Genomic DNA, 15560 nt, shown 5'->3' on the forward strand with positions numbered 1-15560 from the left:
ACTTCCCCTGTGAATGGCCAGAGCCAGGAAGGCTCCGTTCCCCTTCCGCAATAGTGACGCGGGTCACATTTGGAGGCAAGTCGGTGATGGTCGTAGGGGATGGGGAAATGGTTTTCCCGAACGGTAGGGATCAGGCCTCTGAGGGGGCATCGATCTGGGCGGCAGCCAGGGCGGCTGCCAGATCACGGTTCAGTGCTCGCGCTTCAGCCCGCAGTTCGCTCCAGTTCGGCGTCCCGACCGGGCCTTGCCCACGCATCGACGCGAGCCAAGCATGGGATCGCAGCCTGGCCGCTTCCGCGGCTGGCGTCGAGGACTTGAGGGCGTCCAACGCGGCCAACTGGATTTCCAGAAGGTTGATGTCCATCAGCGCCTGCAACTGCTCCGGTGCCATCGGGCTTGGCGCATCCCGCTGCAGCCACCAGCGTCGAAGTCGTTTCAGCATGTCTTCTCTTCCCTGAGATCGTTGTCGCTACTCGGGAGGATGGCCACGCCACGGCTCTGGGCGTAATCCCTCACCTTCGTCAGCAGCTCTCGCTGCTGTTCGGGTTCAAGCCGCGACATCACCAGCAACGTCTCTGCCACTAGATCATTTGTGGCATGGAAATAGGCGACCGGCATGCCAAGTGCTTGGGCCAGCTTTTCCATCGTTGCAGGATCCGGCACGCGATCTCCTCTCTCGTAACGAGAAACCCTGGGAGCGGCGGAGTTTTCCTCGTCCAACCCAAGCACGGCCCCCAACTGTGCTTGCGTCAGGCCCTTGGCCAGCCGGGCCTCGCGCAAGCGGCGGCCAAACGTGTGAGCTGGGGCGAGAGGGGCAGGCATGGGCGATCACGAACCGGGAACAATCCCCAAGTCTGCCGCTTCCCATGCTGCACCGCATTTGCCAAAATGGCAAATAAGGCCATGGTGGCCGGGATCAGGGGGATGCATGAAGCAAGCGATTGCAGCCGTGGCCGTGTGCCTGGCGTTGGCCAGCGGGACGGCCACCGCCCAGGACGGCATTTTGGGAAGGATTGGCAAGGGGTTGATGCAGGCGGGCAAGGACGCCGCCTCGGCCCCGGCGACCAAGCGTTACCTGGAGCCGGCAGGCACTTACTGGGACGACGGCGACCCTCCAGTGCTCGACGGCTACACCCGGATCCGGTGGGGCTTGGCGGCCACCGCGTCGGCCGGTTTCGGCATGTGCGAAGACAACCTCTTTGCCCAGGCCAAGGCCGGCGCTGCCCTGGCACCGGCGATGCGAACCCACTGCATTGGCTCATGGGGGCACCAGTTCAAACGCGTAGGCCTGCAAGGCGATCCGGCCTCTGCGTTTGAGGCCAAGGCGCGGCAGATCGCCTCTACCGATGCGTTCTACCTGCGGCCCTACATCGACGTGGAGATCGACCCCAAGACCAACATTCTCCACGCCTACGTGCTGGTCATGAACCACGACTGGTATCCCCGCTCGCCTGACTTTCTTCCGACGGCCGTTATCGGCCCTTCGCCGTTGGGCAAGGGCAGTGCGGTGGTCGGGGTCGAGCATGGCGGGCGCTACCACGCCGCGCTGCGATTGAAGCCGGAAGACGCGGCCGAGCTGCGACGGGTGGGGCGCGACGCCGCGGGAGACCGAATCTTTTTCAAGGTCGTGGAGGGCAGGTTGAAGCCCAACGGCCTGCCCGACATCGTTCTCCAAATCGACCGGCTGGAGATCGGCTACAAGACCCAGAACATCGGCATCACCCCCTCCAAAGACAAGGACGCATGACATGAAGCACGCACTGATCGTGGCCGCAGCAGCGGCACTTTTGACCCTGACCGCCTGCTCTGGTGACAAGGGCCCCTCAAAGGAGGACGGGGTGAAGGTCGTGGAAGGCTTTTTCACCGAGCAGGGGAGGCAGGCAACCCTCCAGCGCTCTTGGCGGTTTGAAGTCACCGACGCGGGCGGCTTGGATCTCGACTGCGAGAAGAAGCCCAATGGGGATCAAGAATGCATGGTGGGCGGGTCGGTAAAAGCGCAGGGGTCCATCGGTGGCCAGCCCACCAAGCCCGAGCCAAGCACCCTCAAGCCGAAGCTGCGTGCACTGTTCCGCCCGCAGGGCGAGGGCTGGCAAGTGGTCGAAGTGACCGACGAAGGGACGTCTGCGGGCTAAACGGGCCGCAGTCCGCCGCTTGACTGCACGCCGGTCCCGATCAAGCGTGCAGCCATCCAACAGGGGAGGACCATATGAACCGCTATCCGCCGCAGCAAGTTGTGTATGCGCCGCCGGGCCCATCCGCGCTGATCCTCCCTAGCGTCATCTTGGGCCCGTTGGGCCTGGTTGGGCTGGCGGCCGGCCTGGAGGTGATGAAGCGCGACTTCTTCATTGGCCTGGTCTGTTGTGTGCCCGGTGCGCTCGTCTTCGCGTTCTTGGCGTTTTGCCTGGCGCTCCACATCCGGGCTCAGCAGCTCTGGGACTGGCACGTCCGCACGGGGCGGATGCCGTATTTTCGGAAGCACGGCTTCCTGAAAGGGGCGCTGCTCGGGGGCGGATTGGGCGTGGTGACGGTGGTGGCGGCCGCCGTTCTGGGGTTCAAGTATGCGGAGCATCCCCAGTTTGGGGAGATCGCTACCGCAGCGTTTTACTTGGTTTGGCTCTGGGGCGTGCTGTTGATCGGCGTGCTGGCCGTAGTGTTCGGGTGGGTCAAGCGGGCGTGGGATAGAACGGCCCTCCCCAGATGATGCTCTCTGCAACTGGCCGCCTAGTCTGAATGATATATTCGCCTACCTAAGCAGCACCACGCCGGACTTACGACCGCGCCGTTCATTGGGTCAGGAAGACCAGCTGGTGCCGCCTAATGTCATTTGCAACGCGCTTAGGTAAGCGTGCGGAAACTCAATCAGGGGGAGTCATGAAGGTTATCCGAATCGTAGTCTCAGCATTGGCTCTAGTGCCTATTGCATGTTTTGCCAAGGGGCCTATAGGTATTGGAAAGCTTGAGGTTGGAGTGTCGCGCAGCGCCGTTGAGGGCCTTTCGCCCACTGACGGGGTTTACCTTGCCGCTCCTCTGGAGCCTTACGAATACAAACATTCAAGTCCAGTGTCGGGCGAGGATAAGTTTAATACGAAGATCGTCAGTCCTTTGAGTGACCAGCCTCAAGAGGCGGTTCTTACGTTCGTCGCAGGGCAGTTGCAATCGATAAATATTGATCTGGGTGATTCCAATCGGATCGTGGATAGCGTCAAGTCGTTGATCACCAGCAAGTATGGTGAGCCCAAGGTGGACAACTCCATGAAAGAAGAGCAGTGCGTCTACAAGGGCGGGCAGAACTTCAAGGTTTCTTCGGGAGCGATTCGCTACGAGTGGAAGCAGGATCGCCCAAATGCAGAAGCGGTCACAGCTTCGCTGTCGGATGTGGTGATGGACATGTGTCCTTCCAACCTGCGCTATGCGATTGGTGCGATCAAGGTTAAGAGTTTGACGATTGGTATTGCCAAGCCCGAGAAACCAGTGGTGAATCCCTTCTAAGGGCAAATCACCTGTTCTCGGGCTCTAGCTCGATGTCAGGTTGGCCCCCGGCACGTCAACGTAATCTCTTGATAGTCCACCCGCACCGGGTTGTAGAACTGGCGATACCAGTTGAACGCCAAGGTCTGGCCCACGTTGTGCTCGTTGCACGCCGGCAGGCCTTGCTGGGTGCCAAACCCACCGTTGGGCGTGCATCCGGGCTGGCCCGTGCAGGTCGTGTAGGGCGTCGAAGCCACCACGGACGACTCGGGCCACTCCCAGCGATAGGGATTGTTGCTCTTGCCCACTAGGTCGGACGCGCACGCTTGCCGGCACACGGCCAAAGAGGTGCCGCCGCTGGTCCAGTTGTAGTCGCAGTAATGCATGCCCATGTTGGAGACGCATTCGAAGTCGTAGGAATAGGCGTAGCGGATGTTCCCGGCGTCCGAAAGCGCGTTGCATTGCTCTTCGTAGAACGCCGACTCGCTCACGTTGGCGGGCCAGTTGCCGGGCATCGGTGCGGGCGTCTCCACCCGGTGGATGGGCACGTTGGCGATGGCCCAGTCCAGCTTTGCTTTCTCCGCTGGCGTCAGGCGCACCACCGCATCCGGATACCAGTAAGAAATGCCACTCGAACCCGAGGTGGGCGGAACGTCCTGCCCATCGGCGGAGTGCCACGCCACAACCTGCAAGCTGCCATCGCTGCAGCGAGCAGCCGTGGGCTTGCATGTGTTGACCTCGTTGCGACGCGCACCTGTATCCACCCAGTTGGACCAGCCCCCGTAAGTCGGGCTGGGCAGGGCGGTGGTGCCAAACGGGCAATGGGTGAACACGTCTCGAGACCGCACCTGCTGGCGCTCCCAGGTGTGCGTCCCAGCTTGGCCCGACGGGCAGGGTTGAGAAGTGGGCAGCCATTGATCGCGTTCCTCCTGGGAGCTTCCAGGGCAGGCCTGGCAATGCCTCGCCGTCACGGCCGCCACCGTCTGGGCTTGAACCCACGCCTCGGGATGCTCCCACGCGGCGTCTGAGTTTGGATCCACGTCGCCGGGAGCGCAGACCTGGCGCGTGCGCACCGTCTCCGTGCCCCAAGTGCCCGCCGGGCAGCTGGCCCGAGCCACCGAGCTTTCCGATTGCCGGCACGGCACCAAGGCCGGCGGAGCCGGGGTGGGGACCGGCGTTGGGAGCGGCTGAGGCACCGGAACGCTGGGCGCAACAGGAAGCGGTGGAAGAGCCGGGGAAGGAGCAACCCCAGGGCTTGGCGACACGCTCCCAGGAACGCCCGGCACTGCATCGGGCACGCTGGGAGCGGTGGATACGGGGCCAGCCGGTGTCGGCGTTGAAGGGCCAGGGACGGCGGGCGTGGAGGGCAGGGGAAGCGTGGGCACCACGGCGACCGACGACCCGGCGACCAGGCCTGAGTAATAGACGACGTCGACCACGGCCCCATCGGCCCCGCACGCCAATCCCAAGCCGGGGACGTCCAAGCTCCCTCGGTTGCTCAGCAGAACACTGGTGTTGCCCACGATCACGTCCCGCACGTTCACGTCGTCCGCGATGGCGGAGACGAACGGCACGCAGGCCCGCGCAGGAAGCCCAGACAGCCCCACGGTGAAGGCATCTCCTGCCAGGCGCACCGTGGCCGGGGACACGGTCACTGCACCACCCCACGCGTTGCTCATGGTCGCTGCGCTGGCCTGGCGGAAGTCGGTGGGGGCCAGCCCATCTTCAAGCACGTTCAACGTGCTGACGCCGCGGAACGAGCCGACGACGCCATGGGACCGATCAACGCGGCTGGCCAGGTCCCGAACGTTCTCGACGTCCGACGCAACCTTCACCCGGGTGGTAACGCGGGGGTAGACCCAAAACGCGGCGGCCCCCATGGCCGTGGCAACCCCCAATGCGAGCAGCAACTCGACCAGGCCAAAGCCTGGGGCGGGAGGACGACGGGAAGGGCGGGCTTGCGGTGTCATGCATTTCAGCATGCGACACAACCGCGTTTTGACAAGCCCTGACGGCAGTTCTTGATTTTAGTCAAAAATCCTTCAAATCAATGGGTTGACATCGGTTGGCGATGTGGTTGGATCGTGGTGTAGGAGCGGTTTAATGGGTAAGCCGACCTACCCACAAAAAGAGAGTGAAGACATGAAGATTCATCCCGTCGAGCCTGCCAGCACTGACCTGGCGCATTTCCAACTCCACACGGCCGCGCGGTTCCTGGACCGCACCAATGGCCTCAATCAGCTGGCCGACAAGCACCGCAGGATCCAGCGCTTGGCCACCCGCGCCCGCCATGAGCGGCGTTGGAAGAAGGAAGAGGAGCGCTTCGCATGAGCCTCTTGAACATGGCCCTGCTGTTTGTCGGTCTCCTGGGCATCGCGGTGTTCTACCAGGACCTGGTCGCCAACCCCATCACCGCTGGGCGCGCCCTGGTGCGCCTCTATCGCGTGTCAGCTCCTGTTCGACAGGGCAGCAAGGCCCAGGAGGCATCCCGGCAGTGGTGGAGCATCGTGCTGGTGCCGTTCTACGTGCTGGTGGCCCTGGTGCTCATCGGGGTTCTGGGAGGTGGGCAATGAGTGCCGGGACCGAAAGCCTCATCAGGGCCATCCAAACCAACGACCCGCTGGCGTTTTATGGGTGGCTCCACACACTCAAAGGGACGCCCGACCTGGACGCTGGCGTGGCCGGCGACCCTGGCATCACTGCGTTGGCCGTCGCCTCCCTCATGTATTCCAAGGCCGTCCAGTCGGACCCGGTCTTGGCGACGCGCTATGCCGCGATGATTGAGGCGCTTATGGACGCCGGGGCCAATCCGCTGGTTCAGATCGGGGAGCGGTTCGTGGTGCGACGGGGGCACACTGGGAAGCTGGAGCGGCGACGGGTGGACGAAGGCCGAACGCTGGCGGAGGTCTGCGGGGGCGTTTTTTGCCCGGCCATGCAGGCATGGTTTGGACGCCAACGGGCAGGCGAATGGTCCCACACCGCGCTTCATCGGCCTCACCCCGCCTACGCCCACCTCCGTCGCAACCATAAAGCCGTGGCCTGAAGCTCAGGCCGGCGGCTACTCGCCGCCGAAAGGCGGGGTGGAGACAACGGCAGGGTGGGCCACGGCTTCCGCCGGGCCCCGGGGGAGCTGAACCTAAGACGTCTGCACCGCTGAAACCCCCTAGCTGCATGGCTCTTGCGGGAATAGGTTTGCATCGTAGTGTGTTGCACGACCTACCCATAAAAGGAGCCCATCTCATGCGTCTCGTTGTCTGCTGCTTCAAGGGGGGCGTGGGGCGCACCACGCTTTCGCTCAACCTCGCCGCCGCGTTTGCCGGCCAATCCCGCGTGCTCGTCAACGACCGCGACCCTCAATGTGGTTCGGTCGCTTGGTCTGCGATGAGCGACGGGGAGACCCCGTTTACCGTGAGCCGTGCCTCATCCCCAGGCTTCGACCTGGAGATTCAAGACCTGCCGCCCAGCGCCCCAGTGAAAGACCAGCTGCCGGACGCGGACCTCTATCTAGTTCCCACGTTGCTCGATGGTGGATCGTTTGTGGTCTATTTGCGGACGATTGAAACCCTGCGACGTCAGGGCAAGCCCTTCCTGCCGGTCGCCAATCGGGTCAACGTGAAGCGGGCGGAGCACCGCCGCCGGCTGGAAGATCCCAGCCTGGCAGGCGCCATCGTCATTCCCGAGCGGGCGGCGTTGGCGAGCTACTACGAGCTTGGCGAGACCGTGTTCTCCATGCGCGGCGCTGGCGTGGACAAGGCGCGAGAGGACATTCTGCGGGTAGGTCAGGCTATCCAAAAAAGATTGGCCAACCCGGCGCGGGGGCATGCATGATGGAGCTCCCAATGCTGCCCCTGCCGGACCTCATGGCTGCCAAGAAGACCCCCGCCAAGAACGCCGTTGCCAAAGCCCGCAAAGACCTGTCCAAGGCCGCGAAAGTGGTCCACGCCAAGCCGCAACGCACGTATGCGCCGCTCATTGATCTGGACCAGTTTTCCGAAGAGCAGCTGGCAGAGCTGATGGTGGCTGCAGGGGACGCGCCTGGGCGGAAGACCTACTTCGACTACAGCGAAGAGCAGCCGTTTACTCGGTCGGGGAAGAAGGTGTATCTCGAAGTGGGCCGCGGTAGCCAGATGTTCGATTACCGGGACGTCAACGGCGTCAGGACCGAGCGAACGATGGTGACCGTGCCGCCCAAGCTCCGCGATCAGCTCCAGGATTTGACGGGAGAAGAGAGCCCGGTGATCACCACTGCGATCATCGCCTTGGCGTCCTGGGCCTGCCAGGAACTAAAAAGGAGCAAGCGGCGCTTGGTGGTGGCGACGGCGACCGACGACCTGGATCCGGTGCGGAAACAGGTCCGGAAGGCGATTGTGGGGCGGGCGAGGAAACAACGGTAGCCCTGGGTTGGTAGTGAACGACAGGCGGCCATCGGCCGCCTTTTTTATGGCTGGCGGCGGGTGGAAAGAGCAACGGCAAAAGCGGCATGGGGAAAAGGCGGGTGGGGCCTCGGCTTCCGCCGAGCCCGGTGCTTGGCTGGAAGTGTGAGGCGTTTCAGGGTTTTCGTGTCTTTTGCGGTTGCCCGTCACTTCTGCACTTTAGTCAAATAAATGTGTTGTTTTCGGGTTTACATTTTTACGCTCTGTCGTAGCCTGGATTTGTAGGGAGGCAATACCGCTGACCTGAAAACCAAACAAGGATTCATCATGAAAACCCCTCGCCGCCAAACCCTCGAAAACCGCGCCGCCCGTTTGGGACTGCGACTCTCCGAAGCTGGGCTCCACGTCAAAATGGAAGCCGCCAACAACTGCGAAGCCATGCCGCGGTGGGAGCTTTCGGACGGGAAATACCAAGACAGTCTTTGCGGGTATGCCACCCTGGCCGAGGTTTCCGAGGCGTTGGATCACAAGGAAATCATGGCAGAGCTATGAGCAGGTCCTACGCCATCCCTGGGGTGGTAGTGAAAGACAGGCGGCCATCGGCCGCCTTTTTTATGGCTGGCGGCGGGTGGAAAGAGCAACGGCAAAAGCGGCATGGGGAAAAGGCGGGTGGGGCCTCGGCTTCCGCCGAGCCCGGTGCTTGGCTGGAAGTGTGAGGCGTTTCAGGGTTTTCGTGTCTTTTGCGGTTGCCCGTCACTTCTGCACTTTAGTCAAATAAATGTGTTGTTTTCGGGTTTACATTTTTACGCTCTGTCGTAGCCTGGATTTGTAGGGAGGCAATACCGCTGACCGAAAAAGCCAAAAAGGTAATCATCATGGAACTCATCATCAATAGCCGTAAACTCAACCGCACCATCACTTTCTCTCGCCCTGGCCGTTCCTACATCTACGCTGATTTGAATGGTCAACCAGGCACCCTCGGTGAGCAGATCTGCGATAGCAATGGCTACACCCATTCCTACGAGGGCGAAGATCAAGAAGGGTTTGAGAAGGTCTGCCGCCGCTGGTATCGCGCCCACGTCCGGGATGAGCTCATCAATGGCTAAGGGATACGCCATCGCCCCCAAGCAGCCGGTTCCCCGCCGGCTGCCCACGGTTCGCATTGCCCCGGACAAGGCGGCCGCATTCCGGGCTCTCGCTCGCCAGCAGGGGCTCACGGCCAGCAGTGCATTGGCTGCCCTGGCGGCCGCCCATGCCGACATCCGCCAGCCGTTCGGGCCCCGGGTCCGTGCCCAGCATGGGCCTGATGGGATGCGCTACGGCGCGGTGCTGCCCGATCCCAAAGTTTCTGAAGAGGTGGCCAAGAGCCTGATCCAAGACGCACGAGCTGCTAGGATCTCGCTGGGCGAGGCGATGCGGCAGTTGGTTGACCGGTGCCTGGAGCAGAGCAGGTGAGGCGGGGAACAAACGGGGGAGGGGAAGCGGCGGCCTGAGGGTCGCCTTTTTTATGCCTGCAGTCTGGCGATGCTGGGAGAAAAGGGGGGGGCGCCCCTTTGGGTGGTGGCTGGGTTTTTGGGATGTGGGAGAGTTGAGCGGTGGCTGGGGCGGAAGCCCCGGCCCATGTCCTAACCTCCCCGGAGGGGGCTTTTCAGGCGCGGCCCCGGGCCGCGTTCTTTTGAGATCTAGGAGAGAGAAGGCAACGGCAAAAGTGGCTCAAAGCAAAAGCGCATTGGGGGAAGGGCGGGGGGCGGGGTTTCTGCCGGCCCCAGCGCTGGGCGGGAAATGTGAGGTGTTTCAGGGTTTTTGTGTTTTCTGCGGTTGCCCGTCAGTTCTGCACTTTAGTCAAATAAATGTGTTGCTTTCGGGTTTACATTTTTATGCTCTGTCGTAACCTGGATTTGTAGGGAGGCAATACCGCTAACCTGAAAACAAACAAGGATATTTATGAAGATTCACACTCTTGCGACCGACGGAAGCCAAGTTATCGCTATCACCCAAGCTGCTTCCAGCGGTGGGAAGTATGGGCATCCTGTTATGCTTTCTGCGATTCGTTTTGACTTGACTTCATTCGATCAAGTGATGGAAGAGTTGAATAAAAACGGCCATCGCCACGAAAAGAGCTTCGAAGTGATCGAGCGCTGGAGGGTGGACGCCAGGAATCAGGGACCTCGCTCCCGCTTCGGCCAAACCTTCTGCTCTGCGTGAAGAGGCCGGTGACAATCTGAAGGGCAACGTGCTCTTCGCGACAGAGGACGAAGAAGAAGATCCGGTGGAATCGTTCAAGCCAATGACTCGCGCTATTGGCCTCGATATCGCTTTGCCTGCCGCCAGCTCCGCAGCCCGCCAGCCGGTGCGCTTTTGACGGCACACTACGAAGCCAAGCCCACGAAGCTTAAGAAGAGCCCCGGTAAGCCGGGGCTTTTTGTTGGGCGGGGGCTAGGGAGGCATAGAAGCAAGAGCGGCCAGGGTGCCGCCTTTCTTTTGTCTGCTCCCCCGTCACCGCTCACCCCATACCCTCCCAGCATGCCTCCCCTCATCACACCAGACGGCCGTTACCTCATCGTCCGCGGGCGCCTCTGGCGAACCACCAACCCGGGCCTAAGCGAGCCGCAGAGGGAGCGACTGGTCCACGAGCTGATGGACGCCCGGCGTGCCGTGAAGTCAGCAAAAGCCAATCAGGATGGGGAAGCACTCGCCGCCGCCCGGCGCGCCGTGGACAGCGCGAAAACGGGCTTGGGCGAACGTGGCCCGGTGTGGTGGACCGATGGGGAGGGGGATTGGAACAGGTGCTTGGTGAAGAACACGCCCTATGCAGGGTGGTTCTTGACGATCATGCGCAAATAACAGTCTAGGAGTGTCCTTTCGAATGACATTTGCAGAAAAGGCTTAGGGATACGTGGGAAATAAGCAAGGCAGTGATGATGTTTGCGGTTGCTTCTCCAAAGGCATCTTTGAGCGCATCTGCGACCTCTCTGGCCAAGACGATGACAGGTAAGCCCAGTTTGTTGCAGATTTTTAGTCGATTGCAGACTAGGTCTCGGATCTTGTCGCCGATTTCAGAAGCCTCTTTCAGATGCTTCGAGATGACTCGGTAGGCACCGTTGCGTAGGCGGTTGAAATCTTTCCACTCCATCGTAGCAACGGAAGCGGGATCTGATACGGCGCGAGCCCAGTTTGGCTTCGCCAGCAGTGGAGCGACATCGACGTGCTCGCTCATCTCTCTGACATACATCAAAGAAAGCTCAAACTTGCTGAGGTGAATAAGTTTTTCTAACTGCATCTGCAATCCCTTGCCTTGTGTTGGTAGTTATTTGTGGCGCGTTACGCGCCCCGCGTCAAGCTCTCGTTCTCCAGGCGCGCCCAGTCCACTCCTAACTGCCTCACCTCATCCCCCCACGCCCGGTATTCGTCCAGCGGCATCGGAGCCTCCAACCCGCGCTTCACCCGCTCCAGGTATTTGCTCTTCCTAGCCATCGCTTCCCGATACATCAGCTCGGCTTCCTCCACCCGGTCAGCACGCTTGGCGGCCTGCAGCTGGGCCAGCCGGCGAACCGAATCCGGGTTCGTGGACAGCACGCGGGGGGCATGAGGCAGGGCCGGACCGCCGGTCATCGGGACGCGCTTGTGGTTGCTCACCGGGTCCATCACACGGTGGCGCCAGCACTCCCGCCAGTCGTCATCGTCCACCTGGCCATCGCCCGGCACCTCAAGCGGCACGACGATCCCATGGGCCTCAATGAGCGCCCACACGGCCCCCAGGAACGCGTCCACCGGAAGCCGCAGAAGGGTCGTCTGGCCCTCTGACAGCACCTCGCCCCCGTCCCTTAGTCGTAACGCCAGCAGGGCCTCACTCAGTGCCAGGGCATCGCCTGACCGGGTGCTCCAGCCCACCAAGCACACGCGCTCCCCATCTACCTCACCCGACCAGGCATAGACCCGGAAGCGGGGCTTGTCGAAACGAGAGCCTAGGTGGGCCATCACGCGCTCACGCTTGGAGTGAGGGCTCAACGGGGTGAAGTGGTTCTCTGCATACAGCAACGCAGAGCGCCGACGCTCCAGCAGCAAGGCCACCCGGTCAGGGTCCGCCGACGCTTGCCAGTCCGACCAGCTCACGACATCGCGCAGGCCCTTGGCAGCAGCGCAGGGACGGCAGGCAGGCACCCAGTTTTCCACCACGCCAGCGGGGCCGCCCAGTTGAGCGGGCACCAGTGGCGTAGCCGTCCAGGACTTGGGAGAGGCCAGGTCCAGCGGAGTGGAGCAGAAGGCGCAGGCGTTGCCGAACTCGGCCAAAACAGCTTTGCATTGCCAGCCGTTGGCCTTGCCTTCCAGCGGGGCATCGGCTCGGGCAATGGCATCCAAGAAGGGGGTCAGCTCAAGCACGGAACACCCCCCAGTCGTTCAACGCAGGCCCAGCAACCGGATCGCGGAACGGGGGCAGTGGGGCGTTGCAGGAGCCTGAAAAAGATTTGACTAAAACGCCTTGCCGAGCCTGTCGAACCTCCCCAGAAACCGCCGATCCAAAACCTAGAACCCGCTCATCCAATCCATTCCCAGACCAGCACTCATCCCCCAGCCGCTGATCGAATACCGGGGTGGAGCGAACGGAAGCGAGGGCATCACGCTTGACTAAAACGGATGGGGACAATGCTTTCAAGGTATATGAACCGAGCGCAAGAACCCCAGCACTCAAGCTCCACAACCCCCGAGCAGAGTTGACTAAAACCGATGGAGGCAAAGCTTTCCGAACACCCCGGCAGCGTGAATGAACCCAGCCACTCACGGGGTCCCATGCTGGCCTCCGCTTGACTAAAACGAACTGGGGCAGGGCGCGGGAGTGGGGAAAACGGCGGTCCCCGATTTCTGAGACAGGGGGTGCAGAGTCGGTGCGGAGGTGGGGAGCTGGCTGGGGGGGGAGGGAGGCTGCGGGGGGTGGTGAAAACTTTTTTGAGCGGCGGGGCGTGGCGGGGGCGAGGGGCATAGGGGTCTCCGGTTGGGTTGAGGATTGGGGCTTTCCTTAACTTCTACCGGGGAAAAGCGGAAGGGCAAGAGCAGGGGAGCGAAAACTGGGGAGGGACTGCGGGGGAAGATGTTGGCTGCCCATTCACCGTTCAGGGTTGTCCGAAGGGTGAAGTGAGTAGGCCATACACAAGTCGCACCCCCGATGGGTTCCAGCTTGGCTAGAAACGCGCAGCGTTTCTACCCGTCCAAGCCTTGCTGCGCCTTGTTCTAAGACTTGGCTAACAACCTAGCCAAAAGATCGGCTGAAAAATGGCCGGAACCCCAGCAAAACAGAAGAAAATCGGCTTAGCCCCCTTGCGCTTCCAAAAACTCCTGCTAATCCATTGGGTATGGATTTTCAATGCAGGGGGTTAAGTGGGTCGTCCGTCGCTTCCAACCAAGTCTTTCAACATCGCTCCCGATGAGCTGGAGAGCGCGCGGTATTGCGCGAAAGAGCAAGGCGTTTCCTTGAACAAGTATTTGCGCCTGGCGGTCCTGGAGAAAAACCGGGGCGTGGTGCAGGGGCTGGAAGCGTCCGATGCGTTGCGCGACATCCGAGCAACGGTCCGCGACTCCGAGACCCGAAATGCCCTTGCCCTTGAAGGCGCGCTCGCTGATATGCGGGCAGAGCAGACCGCCGCGCTCCAGGCAAACGAGGAGCTGGTGGTGAAAACCCTTCAAGCGTTTTCCCAGTTCCTGGCGCAGCAAGAACCCGACGCCGAAACCCTCTCCAAGCAACCGGCTGCCGAACCCAGTCGAGATTCTGCTGCTACCTCGGCGTTCCTGCCTCCAAAACTCTAACCCTTTCCCCACTACCTCATAAGGAGGCATACCCATGAAGCGTTTCATCCTCACTCTCACCATCGCCGCGTTGCTGGCTCCGGGGCTTTCATTTGCCCAGGACAGCACCCAGCCCGAACCCCAAAAGACCAACAAGCTGCGCCTGTTCAAGGCGGGCGGGATTGGCTGCGCCGCCGGTGCAGGCATCGCCCTGCTGACCGGCAAGAAAGACAAGGCCCTGACGGTGTGCGCTGCTGGGGCGATTGTCGGAGGCATTGCGTCCTATCAAGCCCAGCTCAAGGAGTTCCGCGAACTGGAAGCCGAAGCCAAGGCAGCTGGCCTGGATGCTCAGGTGCATACCAAGACCGTCGAAACCAAGGACGGCCAGGCCGAAGCCCTGGACAAGCTGGTCATCCGTTACCCGGCCGCTGACATGCAACCGGTCAGCGCCAAGACCGCTGCCACGCTGGACAAGCTGGCCGCGTTGCTGAAGGCCAGCAAAGAAAAGCTGACGGTCAGCTTCAGCGGTGCGGACACCGCCGTGTGCCAGGTGCCGGTCGTTGAGCTGGCAAAGCGCGGTGCGCTTCAGAACGCCACGGTCGATGACCAGTGCGGCCGGGGCGATTACGCCATCACGGTTTCGCCGATCCCCGACGTTCGCTAAGCCAACCGAGAGCTGGGGGGCGAAAACCCCCTGGCTCAAATCTTTTTCAAGCGCCTGGGAGGAACCATGACACCCGAAGAACTCATCAAACAACGCAAGCAGCGCGAGCTGCTCGCCAAAGCAGCACAAGCCAAGACCACCGCGCCCACGGACGCGGAGAAGCTCGTCAGCGATGCGACAAAAGAAAACTTGAAAACCGCAGGCCGGCTGGCTGCAAGTTTTGGCAAAGCCTTGGCAGACAAAACCAAGCAAGCGGCCTCGGTCGCCGCTGAGAAGGGGCGAGAGGCGCAAGAAGCGTTGGCCCGTCGTGCGGAAGAGGCCAAGGCACGCAGGGAAGCCGAAGCCGCAGAGAACGCACGCCTGGAAGTCGAGCGCGCCCAGGCGTTGGCCGAGCAAGAAGCGACTGCCCAGCCCGAGCCGCGGGTGGTTGAGCCCGAGCCCGTTCAAACCGATTCCGCTCCCGAAGCGCCCGAGCCGGTTGTTGAGGAGGTGGTTCCCGAGCCGACACCAGAACCAGAAGCAGGCCCCGCGCCGGTCGCCGTGGAGCCGGTCAGTGTTCCTACGCCTGCAGTCAGTGAAGCCGTGGACGCAACGCCTGCCGCTCCAGCGCCTGTCGAGCTGGTGGTCCCGTCTGTTTCGAACCCCGAACCGAGCAAGCCGGCTCAAGCCCCGGCACCGGCCCCCAAGGCGACGTCGACCCGGGCCCCGGTGAAACCGGAAGCCCCCAAGGCCAATCCGGCCGGTGAGGCGTCGGCGAAGGCCAGCAACCAGAAGGGCTGGCAACTTCTGGCTGGTGCGGGCGTGGTCGTCCTGGTGCTGGGTGGGGCGTTGGCGTGGTGGACCACTCACCGCTCCAGCGAAACCGTTCCGCTCCAAGACAAACCGGCTGCAGCAGTGACTGCCCCGGCCCCCGTCGCCGTGCCAGTTGCTCCGGTTGTATCCGCGCCACCCCAGGTTGAGGAGCCCAAGCCCGTGCCTGCCCCGGTGGAAGAGAAGGCCGCGGTCGCTGCCCCGGTTGTGGAAGCCCCGGTGCTGGCAGAGCCACCTAAGGCCCAGACCCCGGCAGGCGCCCCAGCGTCAAAGCCGGTGCCGGTTTCGAAACCGGCTGCAAAGCCCGTGGCGAAACCCAAGCCTAAGCCGGTCCCGAAAACTGTTGCTAAACCCGAGCCGAAAAACGATTGGCAGGACCAAGCCAACAGCGATATCGACGCTTGGGCAAAAAAGATCAAGTGAAGAGCTTGCGCTTATCGAAAGCCTTGCTAGAAAGAATGTGTATC

General features: G+C 62.1%; 22 protein-coding genes. 17 read left to right on the top strand and 5 right to left on the bottom strand.

Translation table 11 applies throughout. The features are described from left to right. Positions 1-130: 130 nt before the first annotated feature. Together AC3ITW_RS06185 and AC3ITW_RS06190 are read right to left on the bottom strand one after the other, a co-directional pair. On the bottom strand, positions 131-442 hold the full coding sequence (locus tag AC3ITW_RS06185) for a hypothetical protein (RefSeq protein ID WP_136191685.1): 312 nt from the start codon (positions 440-442) through the stop codon (positions 131-133). Continuing rightward, positions 436-822: a helix-turn-helix domain-containing protein gene (locus tag AC3ITW_RS06190; protein WP_024958708.1), complete on the bottom strand. Its 387-nt coding sequence runs from the start codon at positions 820-822 to the stop codon at positions 436-438. Before AC3ITW_RS06190 ends, AC3ITW_RS06185 begins: the two co-directional genes overlap by 7 nt. Before the next feature lie 106 nt (positions 823-928). On the opposite strand from AC3ITW_RS06190, the gene AC3ITW_RS06195 reads away from it, so the two are divergent. The 4 genes from AC3ITW_RS06195 to AC3ITW_RS06210 all read left to right on the top strand — a co-directional run bounded on the left by AC3ITW_RS06195 (position 929) and on the right by AC3ITW_RS06210 (position 3489). Beyond that, positions 929-1747 (top strand): hypothetical protein, encoded by an 819-nt coding sequence (locus AC3ITW_RS06195; protein ID WP_057502458.1) that lies wholly within the window; start codon positions 929-931, stop codon positions 1745-1747. Position 1748: 1 nt separating this feature from the next. Next, positions 1749-2132 carry a hypothetical protein gene (locus AC3ITW_RS06200; RefSeq protein ID WP_046433505.1) on the top strand — a complete coding sequence of 128 codons (384 nt, stop codon included), beginning with the start codon at positions 1749-1751 and terminating at the stop codon, positions 2130-2132. Positions 2133-2206: 74 nt separating this feature from the next. After that, complete coding sequence (locus AC3ITW_RS06205; protein WP_224119381.1) at positions 2207-2701, top strand: hypothetical protein; 495 nt, start codon at positions 2207-2209, stop codon at positions 2699-2701. A 170-nt stretch (positions 2702-2871) separates the two neighbouring features. Next, positions 2872-3489, top strand: a complete 618-nt coding sequence (locus AC3ITW_RS06210) for a hypothetical protein (RefSeq protein ID WP_139042366.1) — start codon at positions 2872-2874, stop codon at positions 3487-3489. 35 nt (positions 3490-3524) lie between these two features. Here AC3ITW_RS06210 and AC3ITW_RS06215 read toward each other — a convergent pair whose 3' ends face one another. Further along, positions 3525-5438 carry a type 4 pilus major pilin gene (locus AC3ITW_RS06215; RefSeq protein WP_158230176.1) on the bottom strand — a complete coding sequence of 638 codons (1914 nt, stop codon included), beginning with the start codon at positions 5436-5438 and terminating at the stop codon, positions 3525-3527. A gap of 133 nt (positions 5439-5571) precedes the next feature. Here AC3ITW_RS06215 and AC3ITW_RS06220 point away from each other — a divergent pair, with 133 nt between their 5' ends. The 10 genes from AC3ITW_RS06220 to AC3ITW_RS06265 all read left to right on the top strand — a co-directional run bounded on the left by AC3ITW_RS06220 (position 5572) and on the right by AC3ITW_RS06265 (position 10685). Then, on the top strand, positions 5572-5799 hold the full coding sequence (locus tag AC3ITW_RS06220; protein WP_130519086.1) for a hypothetical protein: 228 nt from the start codon (positions 5572-5574) through the stop codon (positions 5797-5799). Next, positions 5796-6041 (top strand): hypothetical protein, encoded by a 246-nt coding sequence (locus tag AC3ITW_RS06225; RefSeq protein WP_046433511.1) that lies wholly within the window; start codon positions 5796-5798, stop codon positions 6039-6041. The genes AC3ITW_RS06220 and AC3ITW_RS06225 overlap by 4 nt, the downstream gene beginning before the upstream one ends. After that, entirely contained in the window at positions 6038-6511 is a 474-nt protein-coding gene (locus AC3ITW_RS06230) for a hypothetical protein (RefSeq protein WP_046433514.1), read from the top strand. The genes AC3ITW_RS06225 and AC3ITW_RS06230 overlap by 4 nt, the downstream gene beginning before the upstream one ends. Before the next feature lie 197 nt (positions 6512-6708). Beyond that, positions 6709-7296 carry a ParA family protein gene (locus AC3ITW_RS06235; protein ID WP_046433516.1) on the top strand — a complete coding sequence of 196 codons (588 nt, stop codon included), beginning with the start codon at positions 6709-6711 and terminating at the stop codon, positions 7294-7296. Positions 7297-7307: 11 nt separating this feature from the next. Further along, complete coding sequence (locus AC3ITW_RS06240; RefSeq protein WP_049420868.1) at positions 7308-7862, top strand: hypothetical protein; 555 nt, start codon at positions 7308-7310, stop codon at positions 7860-7862. Between the two features lie 306 nt (positions 7863-8168). Next, positions 8169-8393 (top strand): hypothetical protein, encoded by a 225-nt coding sequence (locus AC3ITW_RS06245; protein WP_046433416.1) that lies wholly within the window; start codon positions 8169-8171, stop codon positions 8391-8393. Between the two features lie 323 nt (positions 8394-8716). After that, on the top strand, positions 8717-8947 hold the full coding sequence (locus AC3ITW_RS06250) for a hypothetical protein (protein ID WP_040234203.1): 231 nt from the start codon (positions 8717-8719) through the stop codon (positions 8945-8947). Next, complete coding sequence (locus AC3ITW_RS06255) at positions 8940-9296, top strand: hypothetical protein (RefSeq protein WP_046433437.1); 357 nt, start codon at positions 8940-8942, stop codon at positions 9294-9296. Before AC3ITW_RS06250 ends, AC3ITW_RS06255 begins: the two co-directional genes overlap by 8 nt. A 489-nt stretch (positions 9297-9785) precedes the next feature. Beyond that, positions 9786-10046 carry a hypothetical protein gene (locus AC3ITW_RS06260; protein ID WP_489390150.1) on the top strand — a complete coding sequence of 87 codons (261 nt, stop codon included), beginning with the start codon at positions 9786-9788 and terminating at the stop codon, positions 10044-10046. Between the two features lie 318 nt (positions 10047-10364). Continuing rightward, positions 10365-10685 (top strand): hypothetical protein, encoded by a 321-nt coding sequence (locus AC3ITW_RS06265; protein ID WP_180862703.1) that lies wholly within the window; start codon positions 10365-10367, stop codon positions 10683-10685. Between the two features lie 4 nt (positions 10686-10689). Here AC3ITW_RS06265 and AC3ITW_RS06270 read toward each other — a convergent pair whose 3' ends face one another. After that, complete coding sequence (locus AC3ITW_RS06270; RefSeq protein ID WP_180862704.1) at positions 10690-11121, bottom strand: hypothetical protein; 432 nt, start codon at positions 11119-11121, stop codon at positions 10690-10692. 41 nt (positions 11122-11162) lie between these two features. After that, on the bottom strand, positions 11163-12221 hold the full coding sequence (locus tag AC3ITW_RS06275) for a hypothetical protein (protein WP_489390151.1): 1059 nt from the start codon (positions 12219-12221) through the stop codon (positions 11163-11165). Between the two features lie 993 nt (positions 12222-13214). On the opposite strand from AC3ITW_RS06275, the gene AC3ITW_RS06280 reads away from it, so the two are divergent. The 3 genes from AC3ITW_RS06280 (at position 13215) to AC3ITW_RS06290 (ending at position 15516) form a co-directional block, all read left to right on the top strand. After that, on the top strand, positions 13215-13640 hold the full coding sequence (locus AC3ITW_RS06280; RefSeq protein ID WP_489390152.1) for a hypothetical protein: 426 nt from the start codon (positions 13215-13217) through the stop codon (positions 13638-13640). Between the two features lie 34 nt (positions 13641-13674). Further along, positions 13675-14283 (top strand): hypothetical protein, encoded by a 609-nt coding sequence (locus tag AC3ITW_RS06285; RefSeq protein ID WP_489390153.1) that lies wholly within the window; start codon positions 13675-13677, stop codon positions 14281-14283. 66 nt (positions 14284-14349) lie between these two features. Beyond that, positions 14350-15516 (top strand): hypothetical protein, encoded by a 1167-nt coding sequence (locus AC3ITW_RS06290; protein ID WP_114618612.1) that lies wholly within the window; start codon positions 14350-14352, stop codon positions 15514-15516. Positions 15517-15560 lie beyond the last annotated feature (44 nt).

It is taken from the genome of Stenotrophomonas sp. KH_052 (assembly GCF_057838755.1).

Bases quoted from the DNA above. Each gene is read 5' to 3' on its own strand.
- AC3ITW_RS06185 (WP_136191685.1), bottom strand. From the start codon at position 442: ATGCTGAAACGACTTCGACGCTGGTGGCTGCAGCGGGATGCGCCAAGC.
- AC3ITW_RS06190 (WP_024958708.1), bottom strand. From the start codon at position 822: ATGCCTGCCCCTCTCGCCCCAGCTCACACGTTTGGCCGCCGCTTGCGC.
- AC3ITW_RS06195 (WP_057502458.1), top strand. From the start codon at position 929: ATGAAGCAAGCGATTGCAGCCGTGGCCGTGTGCCTGGCGTTGGCCAGC.
- AC3ITW_RS06200 (WP_046433505.1), top strand. From the start codon at position 1,749: ATGAAGCACGCACTGATCGTGGCCGCAGCAGCGGCACTTTTGACCCTG.
- AC3ITW_RS06205 (WP_224119381.1), top strand. From the start codon at position 2,207: ATGAACCGCTATCCGCCGCAGCAAGTTGTGTATGCGCCGCCGGGCCCA.
- AC3ITW_RS06210 (WP_139042366.1), top strand. From the start codon at position 2,872: ATGAAGGTTATCCGAATCGTAGTCTCAGCATTGGCTCTAGTGCCTATT.
- AC3ITW_RS06215 (WP_158230176.1), bottom strand. From the start codon at position 5,438: ATGACACCGCAAGCCCGCCCTTCCCGTCGTCCTCCCGCCCCAGGCTTT.
- AC3ITW_RS06220 (WP_130519086.1), top strand. From the start codon at position 5,572: ATGGGTAAGCCGACCTACCCACAAAAAGAGAGTGAAGACATGAAGATT.
- AC3ITW_RS06225 (WP_046433511.1), top strand. From the start codon at position 5,796: ATGAGCCTCTTGAACATGGCCCTGCTGTTTGTCGGTCTCCTGGGCATC.
- AC3ITW_RS06230 (WP_046433514.1), top strand. From the start codon at position 6,038: ATGAGTGCCGGGACCGAAAGCCTCATCAGGGCCATCCAAACCAACGAC.
- AC3ITW_RS06235 (WP_046433516.1), top strand. From the start codon at position 6,709: ATGCGTCTCGTTGTCTGCTGCTTCAAGGGGGGCGTGGGGCGCACCACG.
- AC3ITW_RS06240 (WP_049420868.1), top strand. From the start codon at position 7,308: ATGCTGCCCCTGCCGGACCTCATGGCTGCCAAGAAGACCCCCGCCAAG.
- AC3ITW_RS06245 (WP_046433416.1), top strand. From the start codon at position 8,169: ATGAAAACCCCTCGCCGCCAAACCCTCGAAAACCGCGCCGCCCGTTTG.
- AC3ITW_RS06250 (WP_040234203.1), top strand. From the start codon at position 8,717: ATGGAACTCATCATCAATAGCCGTAAACTCAACCGCACCATCACTTTC.
- AC3ITW_RS06255 (WP_046433437.1), top strand. From the start codon at position 8,940: ATGGCTAAGGGATACGCCATCGCCCCCAAGCAGCCGGTTCCCCGCCGG.
- AC3ITW_RS06260 (WP_489390150.1), top strand. From the start codon at position 9,786: ATGAAGATTCACACTCTTGCGACCGACGGAAGCCAAGTTATCGCTATC.
- AC3ITW_RS06265 (WP_180862703.1), top strand. From the start codon at position 10,365: ATGCCTCCCCTCATCACACCAGACGGCCGTTACCTCATCGTCCGCGGG.
- AC3ITW_RS06270 (WP_180862704.1), bottom strand. From the start codon at position 11,121: ATGCAGTTAGAAAAACTTATTCACCTCAGCAAGTTTGAGCTTTCTTTG.
- AC3ITW_RS06285 (WP_489390153.1), top strand. From the start codon at position 13,675: ATGAAGCGTTTCATCCTCACTCTCACCATCGCCGCGTTGCTGGCTCCG.
- AC3ITW_RS06290 (WP_114618612.1), top strand. From the start codon at position 14,350: ATGACACCCGAAGAACTCATCAAACAACGCAAGCAGCGCGAGCTGCTC.